The sequence below is a fragment of the Streptomyces sp. CB02058 genome, from assembly GCF_001905505.1.
GTDB lineage: Bacteria > Actinomycetota > Actinomycetes > Streptomycetales > Streptomycetaceae > Streptomyces.
Map to the genome: position 1 here is coordinate 828,940 of NZ_LIPG01000002.1, position 19,229 is coordinate 848,168.

Sequence of the window (19,229 nt, forward strand, 5' to 3'; positions counted from 1 at the left end):
AGCCACCGGAACCCGTACCTCCGACCTCGAAGGCAGGCCCCCGTGCTGACCGTCGACTTCACCCGCTTCCCGCTCGCCGCCGGCGACCGAGTGCTCGATCTGGGCTGCGGCGCCGGCCGGCACGCCTTCGAGTGCTACCGGCGCGGTGCCCAGGTGGTGGCCCTCGACCAGAACGGCGAGGAGATCCGCGAGGTCGCCAAGTGGTTCGCCGCGATGAAGGAGGCCGGTGAGGCACCCGCGGGCGCGACCGCCACCGCGATGGAGGGCGACGCGCTCAACCTGCCCTTCCCCGACGCCTCCTTCGACGTCGTGATCATCTCCGAGGTCATGGAGCACATCCCGGACGACAAGGGCGTGCTCGCCGAGATGGTCCGCGTGCTGAAGCCCGGCGGCCGGATCGCGATCACCGTGCCCCGCTACGGTCCCGAGAAGGTCTGCTGGACGCTCTCCGACGCGTACCACGAGGTCGAGGGCGGCCACATCCGCATCTACAAGGCCGACGAGCTCCTCGGTAAGATCCGCGAGGCCGGGCTCAAGCCCTACGGCACCCACCACGCGCACGCGCTGCACAGCCCCTACTGGTGGCTGAAGTGCGCGTTCGGCGTCGACAACGACAAGGCGCTGCCCGTGCGGGCGTACCACAAGCTGCTGGTCTGGGACATCATGAAGAAGCCCATGGCCACCCGGGTCGCCGAGCAGCTGCTCAACCCGGTCGTCGGCAAGAGCTTCGTGGCCTACGCGACCAAGCCGCACCTGCCCAAGGCCGAGGCGTGAGCACGCCCGAGCGGACCGAACACCTCGTCCTGCCGGGCGTCCTCACCGCCGAGCAGGCCGCCGAGACCGTGGCCGCGCTCCTCGCCGTGCAGTGCGAGGACGGGGCGCTGCCCTGGTTCCGGGGCCACCACCTCGACCCGTGGGACCACACCGAGGCCGCGATGGCACTGGACGCGGCCGGGGAGCACGAGGCCGCCGCCCGTGCCTACGCCTGGCTGGCCCGCCACCAGAACGAGGACGGCTCCTGGTACGCCGCCTACCACGACGGCGACCCGGACCGGCCCACCGACCTGGGGCGCGAGACCAACTTCTGCGCCTATGTCGCCGTCGGCGTCTGGCACCACTACCTCGCCACGGGCGACGACGCCTTCGTCGACCGGATGTGGCCCACGGTCTACGCCGCGATCGAGTTCGTGCTGCGGCTCCAGCAGCCCGGCGGCCAGATCGGCTGGAAGCGCGACCCCGACGGCACCCCCGTCACCGACGCCCTGCTGACCGGCTCCTCCTCGATCCACCAGGCGCTGCGCTGCGCGCTCGCCCTGGCGGAACAGCGCGAGGAACCGCAGCCCGACTGGGAACTGGCGGCCGGTGCGCTCGGCCACGCGATCCGCAGCCACCCCGAACGCTTCCTGGACAAGAGCCGCTACTCGATGGACTGGTACTACCCGGTCCTCGGCGGCGCGGTCACCGGCGCGGAAGCGACCCGCCGGATCGAGGAGGGCTGGGACAGCTTCGTGGTCCCCGGCCTCGGCGTGCGCTGCGTGCTCCCCAACCCCTGGGTCACGGGCGGCGAGAGCTGCGAACTGGCCCTCGCGCTCTGGGTGACGGGGGAGTCGGACCGGGCCCTGGAGATCCTGCAGTCCGTCCAGCATCTGCGAGCCGAGGGCGGCCTGTACTGGACGGGGTACGTCTTCGAGGGCGAGAAGGCCGTATGGCCCGAGGAACTCACCACCTGGACGGCGGGTTCCCTGCTGCTCGCGGTGGCCGCGCTCGGGGGGGACGAGGCGACCACCGCGGTCTTCAGCGGCGAACGGCTGCCGGCGGGACTGGAACCGGACTGCTGCCGGGAGGAACCGGCCCGCTAGCGCGGGCAGGTCCTAATGGCGGCGGACCCGGCCCGCGATGGCGTGACCGATGAACAGATAGACGACGGCGGCCAGACCGTAACCGGTGACGACGCGTGCCCACGCCTCGTCGAAGGTGAACAGGTCGTACGACCATCCGGCGAGCCAGTGCGCGGAGTCCTGGACCCACTGGACCAGGTCGTTGCCCCGGTTGGCGTCGAGCAGGTACATCAGGATCCACAGGATGATGATGAAGGCCATGATGTCCGCGACGACGGCTATGACACGTGCGGCGGTACTGCTTCCTGAGCCTGTTCTGGGAGACATGCTCTCCGGGTTGCCGCTTTACCGGGAGTGAAACCCGTACGGCGCGCGCCGGGTGGCGGGCCGCTCCCGCACGGGTGAGTCTGGCGGCGAATGTCCCGTCATGTCACGCACCGTGAAACCCGGTCTGGGAGGCCCGTCGTGCCCCGTTCCGTACCGCTCCGCCGGCTCCTGGTGGCACTGCTGCTGTCCTGCACCGTGCTGGCGGGCACCGCCTGCGGCGGCGACGACGGGTCCACGGCGAGCAGCTCCGCGAGCCCGAGCCCCACGACGTCGGCGCAGAAGCAGAAGTGGGCCAAGACCCGTTTCGTGGCCAACGCGGGCCTCGCGGCCGGCGCGGCGTACCAGTGGATCGTGAAGCCCTACCGCGCGGGGAAGTTCAAGAAGGGCGCGGACGGGCGGACGTTCGCGATGGTCAAGGCGGGGGCGGCGGGCGCCTTCGCGTACAACCGCCTCAAGGCCGCGACGGTCAACGCCAAGGGCGACCCCCTGCTGTCGAAGGCCGTCGCGCCGCTGACCGCCGGGATCGAGTCGCTCAAGGACGTGGCGGCCAGAATGGGCAAGGGCGATCTGGCCGCCGGGGACGTGGGGGCGTTCGAGAGCGTCATCAACAGCGTCAAGGAGGCCGGGAAGAGCGCGGGCGCCGAGGTGACGAACAAGGTGCCCTCCACCTCCCAGCTCACCGGATAACCGGCTGAGGATTCCTCCCGGGGCCGCATAGGGTGCCGGGATGACTCTCCTTGCGCACACCCGCTACTGCGACGAGATCCTCGCCCAGACCGCCGAGTTGGGGGAGCTCCTGACGAGCGCCGACCTGACCCGCAGGGTCCCCACGTGCCCCGACTGGACCCTGCGCGAGCTCGTCGTCCATGTCGGCGGCGCGCACCGCTGGGTCGGTGAGATCGTCCGCCGCCGGGCCGCCGAGGACGTCCCCGAGGACCAGGTGCCGGACGCCGGGGGCCCGGAGGGCGACGACACCGGCGCCCTGCGCGCCTGGCTGCTCGCGGGGGCCGGCGCGACGGTGGAAGCCCTGCGCGAGGCAGGGCCCGACACCGAGGTCTGGACCTGGGCATGGGAGCGCCGGACCGCGTTCTGGGCCCGGCGGATGGCCCACGAGACCGCCGTCCACCGCGCGGACGCCGCCCTCGCCGCGGGGACGGACTTCACGGTCGCGGCGGACCTCGCCGCCGACACCGTCACGGAGTGGCTCCAGATCGTCGCGTACGCCCAGGAGGAGGGTGACCCCGAGGCGGCCGAACTGCGCGGCGGGGGACGGTCGTTGCACCTGCACGCCACGGACGCGCCCGGGGCGGAGTGGCTGATCGAGTTCGGCGACGACGGCTTCACCTGGCGTCACGCGCACGAGAAGGCGACCGTGGCACTGCGCGGTCCTGTGACCGAGCTGATGCTGGCGTTCAACCGCAGGCAGAAGCCGGACGAGGGTTCTCTGGAGGTCCTGGGGGACCGGGAGCTGCTGGACTTCTGGCTGGACAGGTCGTCCTTCGGCTGAGCGGCGGCATCCCCCGCCTCCCCGCACACACGACAGCGGCCCCCGCCCGTCCGGGCAGGGGCCGCTCGTCGTGCGGGGGAATCAGCCGCGCTGGATGCCCGTGGTGTCCTGGAGCACACCGCGACGGCCGTCCTGGGTCTGGGCGATGAGCCCGGGACCACGCTGCTCGACCGCGAGGTACCACGTGCCCGGCGCCAGTTCGGCGATGGGGTTGGGGGCGCCGTCCTCGCCGTACAGCGGACGCGCCACCGGCACCGCGAACCAGAAAGGCGTGAAGTCACCGGCCGGTGCTCCGCCGCCCTGGGGCGCCTGCTGCGCCGTCTGCTGGTGGTCCGGCTGACCGGGCTGGGCGCCGTACGGCTGGGGCTGGCCCGGCTGGGCGCCGAAGGTCTGCTGGGCACCGGGGTAGCCGTAACCCTGGCCGGGCTGCTGGCCGTACGGCGGCTGCGCGCCCTGTGCCGGGCGCGGGGCGCCGACGAGCGGGGCCTTGAGCGCGGGAACCAGCGGGGTGGCCACGGCACCGCCGGCCAGCACCATCGTGGCCAGCAGGCCGAGGATCAGGCCGGCGCCCGCGTCACCCGCGTCGATGATCGTCCAGAACATCGTCCACAGGGAGTACACGGTGAACGCGGCGCCGAACTGGCCGAGTTCGAAGCCGACCACCTTGCGGCCCGGCATCGCGCGGCTGACGATCAGCAGCGCCGCGCCGATGATGCCGGCGAGGTAGATGCCCATCAGGACGGAGAGCGAGTCCCAGGCGTTCGCGCTGTAGCCCGAGCAGTCCACGCCCGAGGGGCAGTCGTAGCCGGAGAGGTCGAGGAAAGAGGCGATGAACAGCACGACCGCTGCTCCGATCACCACGCCGTCGCCTCGAGTGAGGGAGCGGATATTCACGTGAAGGTCCTTAGTCGGTCGTCTCGTCGGGGCGGTCGTCGATGCCGCCTGAACGGCGGGTACGGCGCGAAGCTCGGGGGCGGCTCCCCATCGTACGGATGAATCTATCGTCTGCCCGGGCGGGTTGTGCTGCCGCCCGGAACTCGGACCGGCTATCCCCCCAATGTCGCCACCATCACCGCAGAACTACCTCTTCAGATAGCTGCCGATGCCTTCCGCGATGCCGAGCGCGGCCTTCTGACGCCAGCTCGCACTGCTGAGCAGAGCGGCATCCTCAGGATCACGCATATTGCCGCATTCGATGAACACTTTGGGCACGGTCGACAGATTCAGGCCGCCCAGATCGCCGCGGGTGTCGAGCCCCGTATCCCCGCCGATGTAATTGGAAGGGGCGCTTCCGGTGGTGCGTACGAAATTCCCCGCAATCCGTACCCCCAGTTCACGCGAAGGGGCGACGATCTTCGAGGTGTCCGCGGCGCCGCCGCTCACCGCCGCGGGAAGAATGACGTGGAAACCCCGGTTGCCGGTCGCGGAGCCGTCGGCATGCACCGAGACGACCGCGTCCGCCCCGGCCTTGTTGCCGATCCGGGCGCGCTCGTCCACGCATGGGCCGAAGGGGCGCTCGCCGTCCTGGGTGAGTACGACCTTCGCGCCCTGCTCCTCCAGCAGGCTGCGCAGCCGCCGGGAGACGTCGAGGGTGAACAGGGCCTCCGCGTATCCCGCGTTCGTGGCGGTGCCCGTGGTGTCGCACTCCTTGTGCCCCGTGCCGATGTCCACCTGGCTGTTGATCTCCCGGGTGTGATCGCGGTTGCCGGGATTGTGTCCGGGGTCGATCACCACGGTGCGGCCCGAGAGCGGCCCCCTGGACGGCGGCTTCGGCTTCGCGGACGTGGCCGCGGCGGAGGGGCTCGTGGCCGAGGGCTCCAGGGCCGAGGGCGAGGCCGGCCCCGGAGACGGGGTCCGGGACGCCGCGGGGCGGGGCGCGTCGGCCTTGGCGTCGCCGGGGGCCGGCCCGCCGTCGGCCATGCCGCATCCCGCCGCGGTCAGGCAGACACAGACCAGCGCCACAGCGGAGGACACGGGCCCGCGCCGCGGGCCCCTGCGCGAGGTGGGGGGAACGAAATCGTCGTAGCGCACGCCGCGATGCTATCCGTGCCCCCTCAGATCCCCGGCCCCGTGCGCCGCAGGACGCGCAGTGAGTCCGTCACCGAGATCTCGGTGAACGCCCTTGATCCCAGGGCGCGTTGGTGGACGCGGTACGGGGCCTGGCCGCCGTCGGCCGGGTCGGGGAACACGTCGTGGATGACCAGCAGCCCGCCGTCGGCGACCTTCGGGGCCCAGCCCTCGTAGTCCCCGTTCGCGTGCTCGTCGGTGTGGCCGCCGTCGATGAAGACCAGGCCGAGCGAACCGCCCCAGACGGCCGCGACCTGCGGGGACCGTCCCACGAGCGCCACCACGTGCTCCTCCAGGCCCGCCCGGTGCAGGGTGCGGCGGAAGGTCGGCAGCGTGTCCATCAGGCCGATCTCCGGATCGACCACCGAGGGGTCGTGGTACTCCCAGCCGGGCTGCTGCTCCTCGCTGCCCCGGTGGTGGTCGACGGTGAGAGCCGTCACACCGGCCGCCCGCGCGGCGTCCGCCAGCAGGATCGCGGAGCGCCCGCAGTAGGTACCGACCTCCAGGAGCGGCAGCCCCAGCGCGCCGGCCTCGACGGCGGCGGCGTACAGGGCGAGCCCTTCGTGGACCGGCATGAAGCCCTTGGCGGCCTCGAAGGCGGCGAGAACCTGCGGCTCGGGACGGGCGGCGGACTCGGCGGCCACGGGGTTCCTCCTGGTGGGACGGTGGATCGGACGGCGTCCCATCGTGCCGTACGCCCCCGCGATACCGATCGGCGGGGGCGTACGGGTGGGGTGGGCCCGGGTCGGGGCAGGGGCCCCTGGCAGGACTGCGGGGTCGGGTCAGCAGCTCTGCCAGAGCCGGGTCATGACCCGGACGCCGAAGCGCAGGCCCTCCAGCGGGACGCGTTCGTCCACGCCGTGGAACAGCCGTCCGTAGTCCAGGTCGTGCGGGAGCTTCAGCCCCTTGAACCCGAAGCAGCGGATGCCCAGGTGGGTGAAGGCCTTGGCGTCGGTTCCGCCGGGGTTGCAGTACGGGACGGGGTGGCCGTCCGGGTCCTCGGCACGGACCGCGTCGCACATGGCGTCGACCAGCGGACCGTCGAACGTCGTCTCCATCGCGATGTCGTGGTTGACCCACTCGCGGCTGACCGAGGGCAGCAGCAGCCGGTCGATCGTGTCGATCAGCTCCTGCTCGTGGCCCGGCAGGAAGCGGCCGTCGACCCGGGCGGTGGCCTTCCCCGGGATCACGTTGGTCTGGTAACCCGCGGTGAACATCGTGGGGTTGGCGGAGTTGCGCAGCACCACCTGCATGAAGTCCGCGACCGGTCCCAGCCGGGACAGGGTGCCCTCGATGTCGTCCTCGTCGAACGCGACGCCGTAGAGGCGGGCCGCCTCCTGGAGCAGGGCTCGGACCGGCTCGATCAGCCGGACCGGGAAGGTCTCGCGGCCGATGCGGGTGAGGGACTCGGCGAGGTCGGTGACCGCGTTCTCGTCGTTGGGCGACGAGCCGTGGCCGGCCCGGCCGGTGGCGGTGAGCTCCATCCACGCCATGCCGCGCTGGGCGTTCTCGATCGGGTACAGCCGCCGGGTGCCGTCGATGGCGAAGGAGAAACCGCCGCCCTCGCCGATCGCCTCGGTGACCCCGGCGAACAGCTCGGGGCGGTGCTCGACCAGCCAGTGCGCGCCGAACTTCCCGCCCGCCTCCTCGTCGGCGAGGAAGGCGAGGACCAGATCGCGGGCGGGCCGCGTGCCGGTCCTGGCGAAGTGCCGGGCGGTGGCCAGCACGACCGCGACCGTGTCCTTCATGTCGATCGCGCCGCGCCCCCAGAGATAGCCGTCGCGGATCTCGCCGGAGAACGGCGGCACCTGCCACTCGGAGGGGTCGGCGGGTACGACGTCGAGGTGGCCGTGGACCAGCAGGGCGCCCCGGGACGGGTCGGAGCCGGGGATGCGCGCGACGACGTTGGCCCGGCCGGGGGCGGACTCGACCAGGACGGAGTCGATGCCCTCCTCGGCGAGGCGGGCCACCACCCAGTCGGCAGCGGCGCGTTCGTCGCTGGTGGGGTTCGAGGTGTCGAAGCGGATCAGCTCGGCGCAGAGGCCGACGGCCTCCTCCTGCGCCCGCTCGGACGCGGGGACGATGCTCATGCCGCTCCTGCCGTGGTGGTGGTCCGGGCGGCGGGCGTGGGGGTGTGCGCGTCGTCGTCCAGGGCGGAGGTGCCGTACGGCCTGACCCAGCCGAGCAGGCCGAGCGCGCAGTACAGCACGAAGGCGGTGGCCAGCGAGTTGAGGGCCGGGATGCCGCCGTCGTAGAACTTGCCGACGCAGAAGGCGACGATCCAGATGGCCAGGGACATCGGCACCCAGGTGGGCGAGGTCCTGGGGAGGGTCTCGCTCGCACGGGTCTCGTCGAGGGGGCGGCGCATCCGCTTCACGACCCAGTACTCCGCGACGATGATGCCGCCGATCGGCGGGATCATCACACCCAGCAGGGAGAGGAACTCCGTGAAGTGGGTCATGATGCCGACCGCGGACAGGAGCGTTCCCGCGACGCCCAGGGCGACGGTGACCACACCGCGGTGCAGGCGCTTGCCGAAGACGACCTGGAAGAAGTTGACGACGCCGAGCGAGGAGCCGTACAGGTTCCAGTCGTTGATCTTGGCGGTGGACATCAGGACCACGATCACGCCGAAGGCGCCCGAGGTGGAGAGAACGATGTGCGAGACCTCGCTGGACTTCACCAGGTGGCCAAGGAGCACGCCGGTCATGCCGACGATGTACTCGGAGAGAATCATCGAGGAGGCGCTCTGCACGAAGACGTGTGAGCCCTTCCTGTTGTAGCGGGTCATCTCCGGGGAGACGATCGCGCCCGTCATGTAGCCGCCCGCGATGGCGGTCGCGGCGACCGCCAGGGGTATGGCCTCGCCGGGCGGCGGCGAGCCGACCAGGTCGCCGAGCGAGTGGTCGTTCAGCGTGGTGATCACCGACCAGGCGACCATGCCGAAGAAGAGCGGGGTGACGATCTTCGCGAAGAGCGCCATGTAACGGAAGCCGAAGATCACCAGGGCGGTGATGGCGACGCCCGCGATCACGCACCACATCCAGGACGGGCCGCCGACGAGCGCCGAGACGCTGTTGCCGAAGATCGTGTTCTGGACGCCGAACCAGCCGACCAGGCTGACCGCGATGACGAAGCTGACCAGCGCCGAGCCGTTGCGGCCGAAGCCCACCCAGCGGGTGAGCATCGGGGTCGCGAGGCCCTCGCGCATCCCGGCCAGACCGATGGCGAAGATCACGATCTCCAGGATCACCGCGCCGAGCGTGAAGGCGAGGAACGCGTCCCCGAAGGTCATCCCCACACCGATGGTGGCGCCGAGGGTGAACTGCGAGATCGAGCCGGACTGGGCCAGCCACTGCAGGAGCATCGACCAGAAGCCGAAGCGCTTGTCGCGGGGCACCCGCGAGAGCGAGTAGTCGTCGCTGCCGATGCTCTTGGCCTCGGGGGCCGGGGCGGCGGCCCGGTTGTCGGAAGCCATCAGGACTCCTGGGGGGTGCGGCCGAAGGTCTGCAGGTGAGCCAGCGACCCGTAGCGGTTGACGAGGTTGTCGAACTCCACCGCGTCGTGGAAGTCCAGGATTCCGGCGCCGAAGGCCTTGGCGACCTCGACGGCGTACCGGGCGGCGGAGGCGATGTCGCTCTCGTGACTCGCGCCCGTCTGGCAGCCCGGCACCGCGGCGGCCGAGGTGACCGCCAGACCGACGACCGGGGCGGCGGTCGCGGTGGAGGGCTGCAGGATCGAATTGATGTGGTGTGCCCCGTTACCGTACGGGGTGATGTCCTGCGTGGTCACCGGGTACGTGACCAACGGCTCACCGGTCACCACCGCGAGGAGCTCGCCGAGCTGCTCGGAGACCCGGAGCACCCAGCCCTCCTTGACGGTGGGCGAGAGGGCCAGGCCCTTGTGGTTGATGATCCGGTTGCCCTTGGTGGTGTCGATGGAGAGCACGGCCTCCATCTCGCCCGTGACCTCGTGCCGGTTCATCGTGGCGATGTCCACCGGCGACCCCATGAACGGCACGGGGTCGTGCGGCTCGGTCGGGGCGCTCGGGCAGATGTGCGTGGCGACGATCACGTCGCCGGGCAGCACGTCACCCCTGCGGCGCATGTCCAGCAGCTTGGCCGCCGTGGCGAGCGCCGCAGCCGCGCCGTCGGCGTCGGAGACGAGTCCGGTCACCTCGGGGCGGGCGCCGACGCCGCCGAGGCGGCCGACCACACCCAGGGTCCGGGCGCCGCCGCCCGCCGTGCGCCCCCGGGAGCCGGGGATGCGGACGAGCACGAAGTCCGTCGACCCCCGGTCGCCGGTGACCGTCGTGACCCGGGCCGACGAGCCCTCGGGCCCGGCGAGGGAGTCGAGGTGCTCGACCACCGACTTTCCGGAGACCTGCGGGTCGTCCAGGAGCTCGACGATGTCCAGTACGTACTTGAGCATGGGGGGCCTTTCTCGGAGCGGGACACCCGCCCGGCGCTCCTGCGGGGAAGCGCGGGGCGGGGTGCTGGAGCAACATTCGGGATCCGCTACCGTGGAACGCAACCCTTTCCCGTTATCTGCAATTCAGGTCTGAATGGTGAGATGCTGATGGCCGACTTCCCGCTGGACCGCCGCACCCCCACCGGTGCCCTCCAGACCGTCGACCGGGCGCTCCTGGTGCTGCTCGCCTTCGAGCGCACCCGTCCCGACTGGGGTGTCACCGAGGTCGCCGAGGAGTTCGGCTGGGACACGTCGGTCGCCCAGCGCCTGCTGGCCACCCTCGCCGGACGCGGCTTCCTGGTCTCCGACCCGGCCACCCGCCGCTATCGCATCGGCCCCGCCGTGCTGCGGCTCGGCCGGCTCTGGGAGCGCTCGGGATCACTGGAGCTGCTGGCCGCGCCGGTGCTGGAGGAGCTGCGCCGGACCACCGGCGACACCGTCCTGTTCTGCCTCCCGGACAGCTTCCACATGCGGTGCGTTGCGGCCGAGGAGGGCGAGACGGGGCCCCTGCGCTACTACCCGCTGGTCGGTGAGCTCTATCCGGCGCACGCCGGGGCGACCAGCAAGTCGTACTACGCGTTCCTGCCCGACGACCAGCGCCACCGGCTCTTCCGGGGCCGTCCCATGGCGCGCTTCACCGACCGCACCGTCACCGATCCCGACCTGCTGGAGCAGGAGTTCCTCAAGGTCCGTGCCCAGGGGTACGCGTGGACCGTGGGCGAGTACGACACCGGGATCGCGACCGTCGCCGTGCCGGTGTTCCTGGGGCGCGAGCCCTACGGCAGCCTCAGCCTCGGCGGCGGCGAGGACCGCTTCGGGGGAGCGCCCGACGACCGGCTCGAAGCGCTGCGGCACGCTGCCCAGCTGCTGGAGCAGCGGCTCACCCACCCGCCCCAGCGCCCCAAGTCCCGGGCGGGCCGCCCCCGTACGGCCTGACCCCAGCCCGCGAGCCGCCCGGCCGGCTCTCCGCCCCATCGCACGAGGAACCCCCGTGAATCTGCTGCTGCTCTCCAACTCCACCCAGTACGGCCGCGGTTATCTGGAACACGCGCTGGACACCGTCACCGCGTTCCTCCCGGAGAACGCCCGGCTCGCCTTCGTGCCGTACGCGCTGGCCGACCACGACGCGTACACCGCGCGCGTCCGGGGCGCCCTGGAGCCGGCCGGGATCAGGGTGCGCGGCATCCACGAGAACGCCGACCCCGTCGCCGAACTCGCCGCCTCCGACGCCGTGTTCATCGGCGGGGGCAACTCCTTCCGGCTGCTGGACGCCCTGTACCGCACCGGCCTGCGCGAGGCGGTGCGCGACGCCGCGCGGAACGGACTGCCGTACATGGGTGCCAGCGCGGGAACCAACATGGCCGCGCCGACCCTGCGGACCTCCAACGACATGCCCATCGTGCAGCCCCCGTCCTTCGAGGCGCTGGGCCTGGTCCCCTTCCAGATCAACCCGCACTACCTGGACCCGGACCCGGCCAGCACCCACAAGGGCGAGACCCGCGAGGAGCGGCTCACCGAATTCCTGGAGGAGAACGACGTGCCGGTGCTCGGGCTGCGCGAGGGCTCCTGGCTCCGCGTGCGGGAGGGGGTGGCGAGCGTCCAGGGAGCCCGCCCCGCCCGTCTGTTCACCCGCGGGGACCTGCCGCGGGAGCTCGCGGTGGGTTCCGACGTGTCGTGGCTGCTGGCTACGGAGCCGAGGTTCGACGCTCCGTCGCGCTGACCGGCACCGTCGCGGGGACGGGCTCACCGGCGGCGAGCTCGTCGCCCGCGCTGCTGGCCAGCAGCACCGGGCGGGGCCGCTGGGCGGGCAGGAACGCGGCCAGTGCCAGGCCGACCAGCACCGCCCCTGTGGCGATCATGAACGAGGTCCGGAAGCCCTCCATGGTGGGAACGTCCACGGAGCCCATCCGCACCGAGGTGTTCGCGAGGACCATGCCGATGACCGCGCTCGACAGCGAGGTGCCGATCGAACGCATCAGGGTGTTCAGCCCGTTCGCGGCGCCGGTCTCGGACGCGTCGACGGCACCGATGATCAGGGCGGGCAGCGAGGAGTACGCGAGCCCGATGCCCGCCCCCAGCACCACCGCGATCACCACGGTCTGCCACGCGGCGGACATCAGTCCGAGCCCCGCCCCGTACCCGACGGCGATGACCAGCATCCCGAGCATCAGGGTGGTCTTCGGCCCACGGCGGGCGGAGATCCGGGCGTACAGCGGGGCGACGAACATCATCGTCACACCCAGTGGCGCCACGCAGAGCCCGGCCATCACCATGGACTGCCCCAGGCCGTACCCGGTCGACTCCGGCAGCTGGAGCAGCTGGGGGAGGACCAGCGAGACGGCGTAGAAGGCGACCCCGACCATGATCGAGACCAGGTTGGTGAGCAGCACCTCACGGCGGGCGCTGGTCCGCAGGTCGACCAGCGGCGCCGGCGAGCGGAGCTCGAACAGGCCCCACAGCACCAGGATCACGAGGGACGCGGCGATCAGCCCGAGCGTCGGGGGAGAGGTCCAGCCCCAGTCGCCGCCCTTGGTGACGGGCAGCAGCAGGCAGACCAGACCGAGCGAGAGACCCAGCGCACCCACGAGGTCGAAACGGCCCGGCGCGCGCAGCGGGGGCTCCGGCACGACGAGGAAGGTGAGCGTCATCGCCAGCACCCCCAGCGCGGCGGAGCTGAGGAAGAGCGCGTGCCAGTCGGCGTGCTGGGCGATGACGGCCGCGGCGGGCAGCGCGAGACCGCCGCCCACGCCTATGGAGGAGCTCATCAGGGCCATCGCCGAGCCGAGCTTCCGGGGCGGCAGGACATCGCGCATGATGCCGATGCCCAGCGGGATGGCACCCATGGCGAAGCCCTGGAGCGCCCGGCCGACGATCATGACCACGAGATCGTCGGTGGACGCGCAGATCAGCGAGCCCACCACCATCACGGCGAGGCTGGCCAGCAGCATCCGCCGCTTGCCGTACAGATCACCGAGCCGCCCCATGATCGGGGTCGCGACGGCCCCGGCGAGCAGGGTGGCGGTCATCACCCAGGTCGCGTCGGCCGGGTCGGTGCCGAGCAGGGACGGCAGATCCTTGATGACGGGGACGAGCAGGGTCTGCATCACCGCGACGGTGATCCCCGCGAACGCGAGTACGGGGACGACGCCGCTCCGGCCCTCGCGCGGGTCGGGAGGTGTCTCCCCGGCTTGCTGTTCGTTCGTCGTCCGTCGCATACGTGTGGCCTCCGGGCAGGGGAAGGTGAAGGAGCCGAGCGGGTGGAGCGGGCGGGCCGGCGCACAGCGCGGCCACGAAGTGTGTGCATGCTGAACGTTTCCGTACCGCCGCTGTATTCCGGTGAACGGGGGGTAAAAACAGGGCAGTCCGCAAAAAGTCCTACGCCTCAGGACCGGGACAGCGACGGCCCCGAAACCGATGTACGGGGCACGGGCGGCCTGCGAGTATGACACGCATGGCTCACGACTCCGCGCCCACGAGACCGACCTCCCGATCGAGAACCCGCACATGGGCGGTGGTCGCGGCTGCCTGTACCGGCCAGTTCCTGGTCGTCCTCGACGTGTCCGTCGTCAATGTGGCGCTGCCGTCCATGCGCACGGACCTGGGCCTGAGCGCACCCGGACTCCAGTGGGTCGTCAACGCCTACTCCATAGCCTTCGCCGGGTTCATGCTCCTCGGGGGACGGGCCGCGGACATCTACGGCCGCAAGCGCATGTTCCTCACCGGGCTCGGCCTCTTCACGGCGGCCTCGCTCGCCGGAGGGCTCGCCCAGGAGGGCTGGCAGCTCCTCGCCGCCCGCGCCGGGCAGGGCCTCGGCGCTGCGGTGCTGTCCCCCGCGACGCTCACGATCCTCACCTCGGCCGTCCCCGAAGGCCCCGCGCGGACCCGGGCGATCGGCACCTGGATGGCGGTCGGCGCGGGCGGCGGCGCGGCCGGCGGACTGATCGGGGGAGTGCTCACCGACCTCCTGTCCTGGCGGTGGGTCCTGCTCATCAACGTGCCGGTCGGCGCGCTCGTCCTGGCGGGCGCCGCGGTGTGGCTGGCGGAGGGCCGGGCGGGCGACCGGCGCCGGGTGGACCTGCCGGGGGCCGTGCTCGTCACGGCGGGCCTGGCGACGACGGCGTACGGCATCGTGCAGACCGAGGCCGAGGGGTGGACCACCGCCTCGACCCTGGTGCCCCTGCTCGCCGGCCCTGCGCTGCTCGGTGTGTTCGTCCTGGTGGAGTCGAGGGCCGCCGCCCCGCTGATGCCGCTGCGGGTGCTCGGGGTGCGTGCCGTCTCGGCGGGGAACGTCTCGATGATGCTGCTGGGGTCGGCGACGTTCGGCATGTGGTACTTCGTGACCGTCTACGCCCAGAACGTGCTGGGCTACACACCGCTGCAGGCGGGCCTCGCCCTGCTGCCGACGTCCGTCGCCGTCTTCGCCGGCTCGAAGGCCGCCCCCGGAATCATGGCGCGGACCGGCGCCAAACCCCTGGCCGTGGCGGGTGTCCTGGTCGCCGCCGCGGGCTTCGGCTGGCAGTCCACCATGGGCGTGGACGGTTCCTACCTCACGGCGGTCTGCCTCCCCGGCGTCCTGATGATGGCCGGGGCGGGACTGGCGTCCACCCCGCTCGCCGCGCTGGCCACCTCCGGTGCCGCGCCCGGTGACGCGGGGCTGGTCTCCGGGCTGGTCAACACCTCCCGCACGATGGGCGGCGCGCTGGGCCTCGCCGTGCTCTCCACGGTCGCGGCGGCCCGCACCGCGGGCTCCGGCGACGCGGCCGAGATCACCGCCGGATACGCCCTGGCGTTCCGCACCGCGTCGGCGGTCCTGCTCGGCGGGGCGCTGATGATGCTGCTCTGGCTGCCGGGCAGCCGCGCCAGGAGCACGGACGGCCGCCTCGGCACCCGGGCCGGGAGCGGAGCGAAACGGCCCGGCGACGAGCCCGCGACGGCGCTTCGCTCCCCGGACGCGTAGACCTGGCCCCCGAAGGGGCGTGTCAGAGCCAGCCCTGCTGACGGGCCGCCCGCATCGCCTCCATGCGGTTGCGGGTGCCCGTCTTGCCGATGGCCGAGGAGAGGTAGTTGCGGACCGTGGACTCCGACAGGCTCAGCTTCACCGCGATGTCGGCGACCGTCGCCCCGTCCACCGAGGCGTTCAGCGCGTCCCGCTCCCGCTGGGTCAGCGGGCTCGGGCCGGCACCCAGCGCGGCTGCGGCCAGCGCCGGATCGATCACCGTCTCGCCGCCCAGCACCTGCCGGATCGCCTTCGCCAGATCCCCGACCGGGCCGTCCTTCACCAGGAAACCCGCGGCCCCGGCCTCCATGGCGCGCCGGAGATAGCCCGGCCTGCCGAAGGTCGTCAGGATCAGAACCCGGCAGTCCGGCACCTCCGTACGCAGATCGGCCGCCGCGTCCAGGCCACTGCGGTGCGGGAGCTCGATGTCCAGCAGCGCCACATCCGGACGGGACAGGAGCGCCGCGTCCACGATCTCGTCCCCGGCGGCCACCTGCGCGACCACATCGAAGTCCGGCTCCATCCCGAGCAGCAGGGCGAGCGCGCTGCGCATCATGCCCTGGTCCTCGGCGAGCAGGATGCGTACCGAACCGGTGGGCCGGTGGTCCTGCGGCATCTCGTTCACCTGGCTCACAGTAGGCCGCCCGGGGCCTCGCGGAGGCTCCGATGCCGCCATCCGGCCCTCCGGGGCACCCGCCGGCGGGAGCCCCGCCACCACCCCTGCCCAGGACGCCGCCACCGCCCCGGCAGTTCTGGCGCCGGTCGACGGATCGGGGGCCGGCACCGCACGAGGGGTCCTAGCCGCAGTCCCGCAGCCCCGATCCGCCCCGTACGCCCGCGGGCAGCTGTGCCGCGACGACGAAGCCCCCGTCCGTCCCGGGGCCCGACTCCAGGGAGCCTCCCGCGGCGGCCAGCCGCTCGGACAGCCCCTTCAGCCCCGTGCCGCCGGCCCCGTCCCCGGGCCGTGACGGTCCGGCTCCGTCGTCCGTCACCGTCAGCCGGACCCGTTCGGATGTGGAGTCGAGGACGAACTCGCAGCGGGTCGCGCCGCTGTGGCGTACGGCGTTGGTGACGGCCTCCCGCGCGACCCAGCCCAGCAGCGCGTCCGCCTGCGGGGCCGGAGGCGGGCCGGAGCGGTGGACGACCGCCTCGATCCCGGCGGCGGCCAGCACCGGACACGCCCGGTCCAGCTCGGTGCCGAGGCTCCCCTCGCGGTACCCCGTCACCGCCTCCCGGATCTCGGTGAGGGCCTGCCGTCCCACGGACTCGATGTCGGTGACCTGCTCGATCGCGGCGTCCATGTCGTGCGGGGCGAGCCTGCGCGCCGCCTCCGACTTGACCACCACCACCGACAGGGTGTGCCCGAGCAGATCGTGCAGATCGCGCGAGAAGCGCAGCCGCTCCTGCTCGACGGCGCTGCGGGCCAGCTCCTGCCGGGTCGCGCGCAGCTCCGTCACCGTCTCGGACAGGGTGAGGATCGCCGCGGTCACCGCCCCGGAGATGAACGTCCCGTAGCCGATCGTCCACGGCTCCGAGACATGGTCACCGCGCCACACCGCCACCGCGCACGCGAACCCGGCCAGGGCGGTCAGGCCGACGCCGAGCTGCCTGCCGCGCAGGATCGTGCCGCAGGCCAGCGAGAACAGAGGGAAGAACAGCAGCCAGTTGCCGCCGTAGCCGATGGCGAGACCGAAGGTGATGACGCCCATCGCGGCCAGCAGCGCGTAGGAGGTGGCGCTCTTGCGCCGCTTCCTGTCGAAACCCCGGAACACCACCGAGACGTAGAGGGAGTTGAAGGCCAGCAGTCCCACGCCGCCGACCCAGGGGTTCGGTGTCTCGCCCTGCCAGAGGTTGGAGAACGAGCCGAGCCCCAGCAACAGGGTGGGCAGCAGGGCGTACGGACCCGGCGGACCCGGCCGCCTGTTCCTCCCCGTCCTTCGGCGCAGGGCGATCTTCCTCCCGAGCACGGCCGCTCCCCCGCTCACAGCGTCCTCGCCGACCGGCGGTAGGAGATCACGGCATGGCCGCCGAACAGCAGCATCCACGCGCCCAGTACGGCCGAGGACCCGGCGGCCGGGGCGTGTCCGGCGAGTACCGACCAGCCCAGGTCGGCTGCCTCGTACGCGGGGGTGAACTCGCCGATCCTGCGCAGCCAGTCGGGGAACGTGTCGATCGGGAACCACAGCCCGCCGACGACCGCGAAGCCCATCAGGAAGGCCGTGTTGACCACACCGGTGCCCTGCGGGGTCAGCCGGTATCCGTTGCCGATCCCGAGCAGGGTGAAGGGCAGCGCGCCGATCCACAGCAGCAGCACCAGCGCCACCCACTGCCAGAGCGCCAGCCGGACCCCGTTGACGAGTGCCCCGGCCAGCAGGACGGTGACGACGGTGGGCAGGACGGTCACCGAACCGCTGATCGCGCGGCCCGCCACCGCCCGGCGCGGATCGAGCGGGGTGATCCTCAACTGCCGCAGCCAGCCGAGCGACTTGTCCGACGCGATGCCGGTCCCGATCGCCATGGCCGAGCCGAGCGCTCCGTAGGCAGCCATGCCGACCATCGACGCGGCCTTCCACTCGTCGTAGTCGTCGCCCCCTCCGAGGTTGGTGAAGAGCAGGTACATCATCACCGGCATGCCCGTCCCGAAGATCAGGAACGCGGGGTCGCGCAGGGTCCGGCGGATCTCCAGCGCCACGTAGGGAAACATCACGCGGCCCCCGTCCCGCGAGCGGACACCGCGTCCGGGGACGCGGTGAGCGACAGGAACGCGTCCTCCAGGGTGGCCCTGCCGACCCGGAGGTCGCGTACGGCTCCGAGCCCGGCCAGCGCGACGACGGTCGCGTCCGAGTCGTCCGTGCGCAGGAGAGCCCTGCCCCCGCGCAGCTCGACGCCCACGACACCGGGCAGCGACTCCAGCTCCGCGACGGAGCGGCCCGCCGGGTCGAAGGAGACCAGGCCACCGCCCGCCGACCGCCTGATCATGTCGCCGCTGCCGTCCGCGACGATCCGGCCCCGGTCCAGGACGACGATCCGGTCGGCGTAACCGTCGGCCTCCTCCAGATGGTGGGTGGAGAACAGGACGGTGGCGCCGCGCTCCGCGACGGCCCTGATCGACACCCAGAACGCGCGCCGCGCCTCCACGTCCAGTGAGGCCGTCGGCTCGTCCAGCACGATCAGCGCGGGATCCCCGGCCAGCGCGACGGCGAACCGTACGCGCTGGATCTGACCGCCCGACAGCTTGTCGACGCGCCGGTCCGCGCACTCCGCGACCCCGGCGAGGGACAGCGCCTCCGCCACGGGCAGCGGGTGCGGGTAGAGGGACGCCACGAAGCGGACCAGCTCATTCACCGTCACCCGGGGGATCGGGCGGCCGTCCTGGAGCATCGCCCCGGCCAGCCCGGCACGGACCGCCCGGTCGGGCGCGCCCCCGAAGAGGCTCACCGTGCCGGCGTCCGGGGTGTCCAGCCCCAGCAGCAGGCTGATCGCCGTGGACTTGCCCGCCCCGTTGCGCCCCAGCAGGGCGACGGTCTCGCCCCGTCCGACGGTGAGATCGATCCCGTCGACCGCCCGCACGGTGCGTCCCGCCCGCCCGAACGTCTTGACCGCCGCGGTGAATTCCACCGCGGGCCCGGTCCTCGTGGGTCCTGCCGTCCCTGTCTTCCCCGTCGTCCGCGTCATGGCGACGACGCTACGGATCAGGCGCACCTCGCGGCAGGGGGCGTGTGTACGGAATCCGGGAGGACAAATGTCATGGGTGCGCGCGCTGCCGGGGCCGGGCGCGGCAGCCGGTGGAGCGGACGGAGGGCCGCCACAGCCTCGGCTGCGACGGCCCTCGTGTCGTGGGGAGCGGTTCAGGCTGCCGCGCTGCCACCCCCCTCGGCGGGACGGCGGTGGCGGCCGTGCGACTGCACGGCCGCGTTCTCCGCCGACGCGCCCCCTCGGTGTTTGCCGGAGCCGCCGGCCTCGGCCCGGTCCGCGTCCGCTCCCGGCGTTCGCGTCTGGGTCGTGTCGGTTCGGGCTTCAGACA

The 19,229-nt window shown here is 72.3% G+C and carries 19 protein-coding genes; 7 read left to right on the plus strand and 12 right to left on the minus strand.

Going from position 1 to position 19,229, the window contains the following annotated elements:
• Window positions 1-42 precede the first annotated feature (42 nt).
• A complete protein-coding gene (locus tag AMK10_RS10910) occupies window positions 43-774 on the plus strand; it encodes a class I SAM-dependent methyltransferase (RefSeq protein ID WP_073747407.1) in 732 nt (243 codons plus the stop codon).
• Window positions 771-1,859 (plus strand): prenyltransferase, encoded by a 1,089-nt coding sequence (locus AMK10_RS10915; protein ID WP_073747410.1) that lies wholly within the window; start codon window positions 771-773, stop codon window positions 1,857-1,859. The genes AMK10_RS10910 and AMK10_RS10915 overlap by 4 nt, the downstream gene beginning before the upstream one ends.
• Window positions 1,860-1,871: 12 nt before the next feature.
• Here the strand turns inward: AMK10_RS10915 and AMK10_RS10920 are convergent, their stop codons facing one another.
• Window positions 1,872-2,165, minus strand: coding sequence for a hypothetical protein (locus tag AMK10_RS10920; RefSeq protein ID WP_073747413.1), 294 nt, complete (start codon window positions 2,163-2,165; stop codon window positions 1,872-1,874).
• A 138-nt stretch (window positions 2,166-2,303) separates the two neighbouring features.
• Between AMK10_RS10920 and AMK10_RS10925 the strand changes: the two genes are divergently transcribed.
• Both AMK10_RS10925 and AMK10_RS10930 read left to right on the plus strand, forming a co-directional pair.
• Window positions 2,304-2,852 (plus strand): hypothetical protein, encoded by a 549-nt coding sequence (locus tag AMK10_RS10925; protein WP_073747415.1) that lies wholly within the window; start codon window positions 2,304-2,306, stop codon window positions 2,850-2,852.
• 40 nt (window positions 2,853-2,892) lie between these two features.
• Entirely contained in the window at window positions 2,893-3,672 is a 780-nt protein-coding gene (locus AMK10_RS10930; RefSeq protein ID WP_073747417.1) for a maleylpyruvate isomerase family mycothiol-dependent enzyme, read from the plus strand.
• A gap of 81 nt (window positions 3,673-3,753) precedes the next feature.
• Here AMK10_RS10930 and AMK10_RS10935 read toward each other — a convergent pair whose 3' ends face one another.
• The 6 genes from AMK10_RS10935 to AMK10_RS10960 form a co-directional block, all read right to left on the minus strand.
• Window positions 3,754-4,566: a DUF5336 domain-containing protein gene (locus tag AMK10_RS10935; protein ID WP_073747419.1), complete on the minus strand. Its 813-nt coding sequence runs from the start codon at window positions 4,564-4,566 to the stop codon at window positions 3,754-3,756.
• Window positions 4,567-4,752: 186 nt separating this feature from the next.
• Window positions 4,753-5,703 (minus strand): N-acetylmuramoyl-L-alanine amidase, encoded by a 951-nt coding sequence (locus AMK10_RS10940; protein ID WP_073747421.1) that lies wholly within the window; start codon window positions 5,701-5,703, stop codon window positions 4,753-4,755.
• Window positions 5,704-5,726: 23 nt separating this feature from the next.
• Window positions 5,727-6,383: a class I SAM-dependent methyltransferase gene (locus AMK10_RS10945; RefSeq protein WP_073747423.1), complete on the minus strand. Its 657-nt coding sequence runs from the start codon at window positions 6,381-6,383 to the stop codon at window positions 5,727-5,729.
• A gap of 138 nt (window positions 6,384-6,521) precedes the next feature.
• Entirely contained in the window at window positions 6,522-7,829 is a 1,308-nt protein-coding gene (locus AMK10_RS10950; protein ID WP_073747425.1) for a M20/M25/M40 family metallo-hydrolase, read from the minus strand.
• Entirely contained in the window at window positions 7,826-9,217 is a 1,392-nt protein-coding gene (locus AMK10_RS10955; protein ID WP_073747427.1) for a cytosine permease, read from the minus strand. The genes AMK10_RS10950 and AMK10_RS10955 overlap by 4 nt, the downstream gene beginning before the upstream one ends.
• The gene (locus AMK10_RS10960) at window positions 9,217-10,170 is read right to left on the minus strand and encodes a DUF1177 domain-containing protein (RefSeq protein ID WP_073747429.1); all 954 of its coding nucleotides are present in this window, start codon (window positions 10,168-10,170) and stop codon (window positions 9,217-9,219) included. Before AMK10_RS10960 ends, AMK10_RS10955 begins: the two co-directional genes overlap by 1 nt.
• Before the next feature lie 147 nt (window positions 10,171-10,317).
• On the opposite strand from AMK10_RS10960, the gene AMK10_RS10965 reads away from it, so the two are divergent.
• Both AMK10_RS10965 and pepE read left to right on the plus strand, forming a co-directional pair.
• Window positions 10,318-11,145: an IclR family transcriptional regulator gene (locus AMK10_RS10965; protein WP_073748028.1), complete on the plus strand. Its 828-nt coding sequence runs from the start codon at window positions 10,318-10,320 to the stop codon at window positions 11,143-11,145.
• 55 nt (window positions 11,146-11,200) lie between these two features.
• Entirely contained in the window at window positions 11,201-11,929 is a 729-nt protein-coding gene (gene pepE / locus AMK10_RS10970) for a dipeptidase PepE (RefSeq protein ID WP_073747431.1), read from the plus strand.
• On the opposite strand, the gene AMK10_RS10975 is transcribed toward pepE, so the two are convergent.
• Window positions 11,895-13,424, minus strand: a complete 1,530-nt coding sequence (locus AMK10_RS10975; protein ID WP_073747433.1) for an MFS transporter — start codon at window positions 13,422-13,424, stop codon at window positions 11,895-11,897. The two genes, pepE and AMK10_RS10975, sit on opposite strands and share 35 nt — an antisense overlap.
• A gap of 227 nt (window positions 13,425-13,651) precedes the next feature.
• Here AMK10_RS10975 and AMK10_RS10980 point away from each other — a divergent pair, with 227 nt between their 5' ends.
• Window positions 13,652-15,166 carry an MFS transporter gene (locus tag AMK10_RS10980; protein ID WP_107428398.1) on the plus strand — a complete coding sequence of 505 codons (1,515 nt, stop codon included), beginning with the start codon at window positions 13,652-13,654 and terminating at the stop codon, window positions 15,164-15,166.
• Between the two features lie 22 nt (window positions 15,167-15,188).
• On the opposite strand, the gene AMK10_RS10985 is transcribed toward AMK10_RS10980, so the two are convergent.
• The 4 genes from AMK10_RS10985 to AMK10_RS11000 form a co-directional block, all read right to left on the minus strand.
• The gene (locus AMK10_RS10985) at window positions 15,189-15,821 is read right to left on the minus strand and encodes a response regulator transcription factor (RefSeq protein WP_073748029.1); all 633 of its coding nucleotides are present in this window, start codon (window positions 15,819-15,821) and stop codon (window positions 15,189-15,191) included.
• 181 nt (window positions 15,822-16,002) lie between these two features.
• Entirely contained in the window at window positions 16,003-17,172 is a 1,170-nt protein-coding gene (locus tag AMK10_RS10990; protein ID WP_079180664.1) for a sensor histidine kinase, read from the minus strand.
• Window positions 17,173-17,186: 14 nt separating this feature from the next.
• Window positions 17,187-17,909 (minus strand): ABC transporter permease, encoded by a 723-nt coding sequence (locus tag AMK10_RS10995; RefSeq protein WP_073747437.1) that lies wholly within the window; start codon window positions 17,907-17,909, stop codon window positions 17,187-17,189.
• Window positions 17,909-18,880: an ABC transporter ATP-binding protein gene (locus AMK10_RS11000; RefSeq protein WP_198959675.1), complete on the minus strand. Its 972-nt coding sequence runs from the start codon at window positions 18,878-18,880 to the stop codon at window positions 17,909-17,911. Before AMK10_RS11000 ends, AMK10_RS10995 begins: the two co-directional genes overlap by 1 nt.
• Window positions 18,881-19,229: the final 349 nt, after the last annotated feature.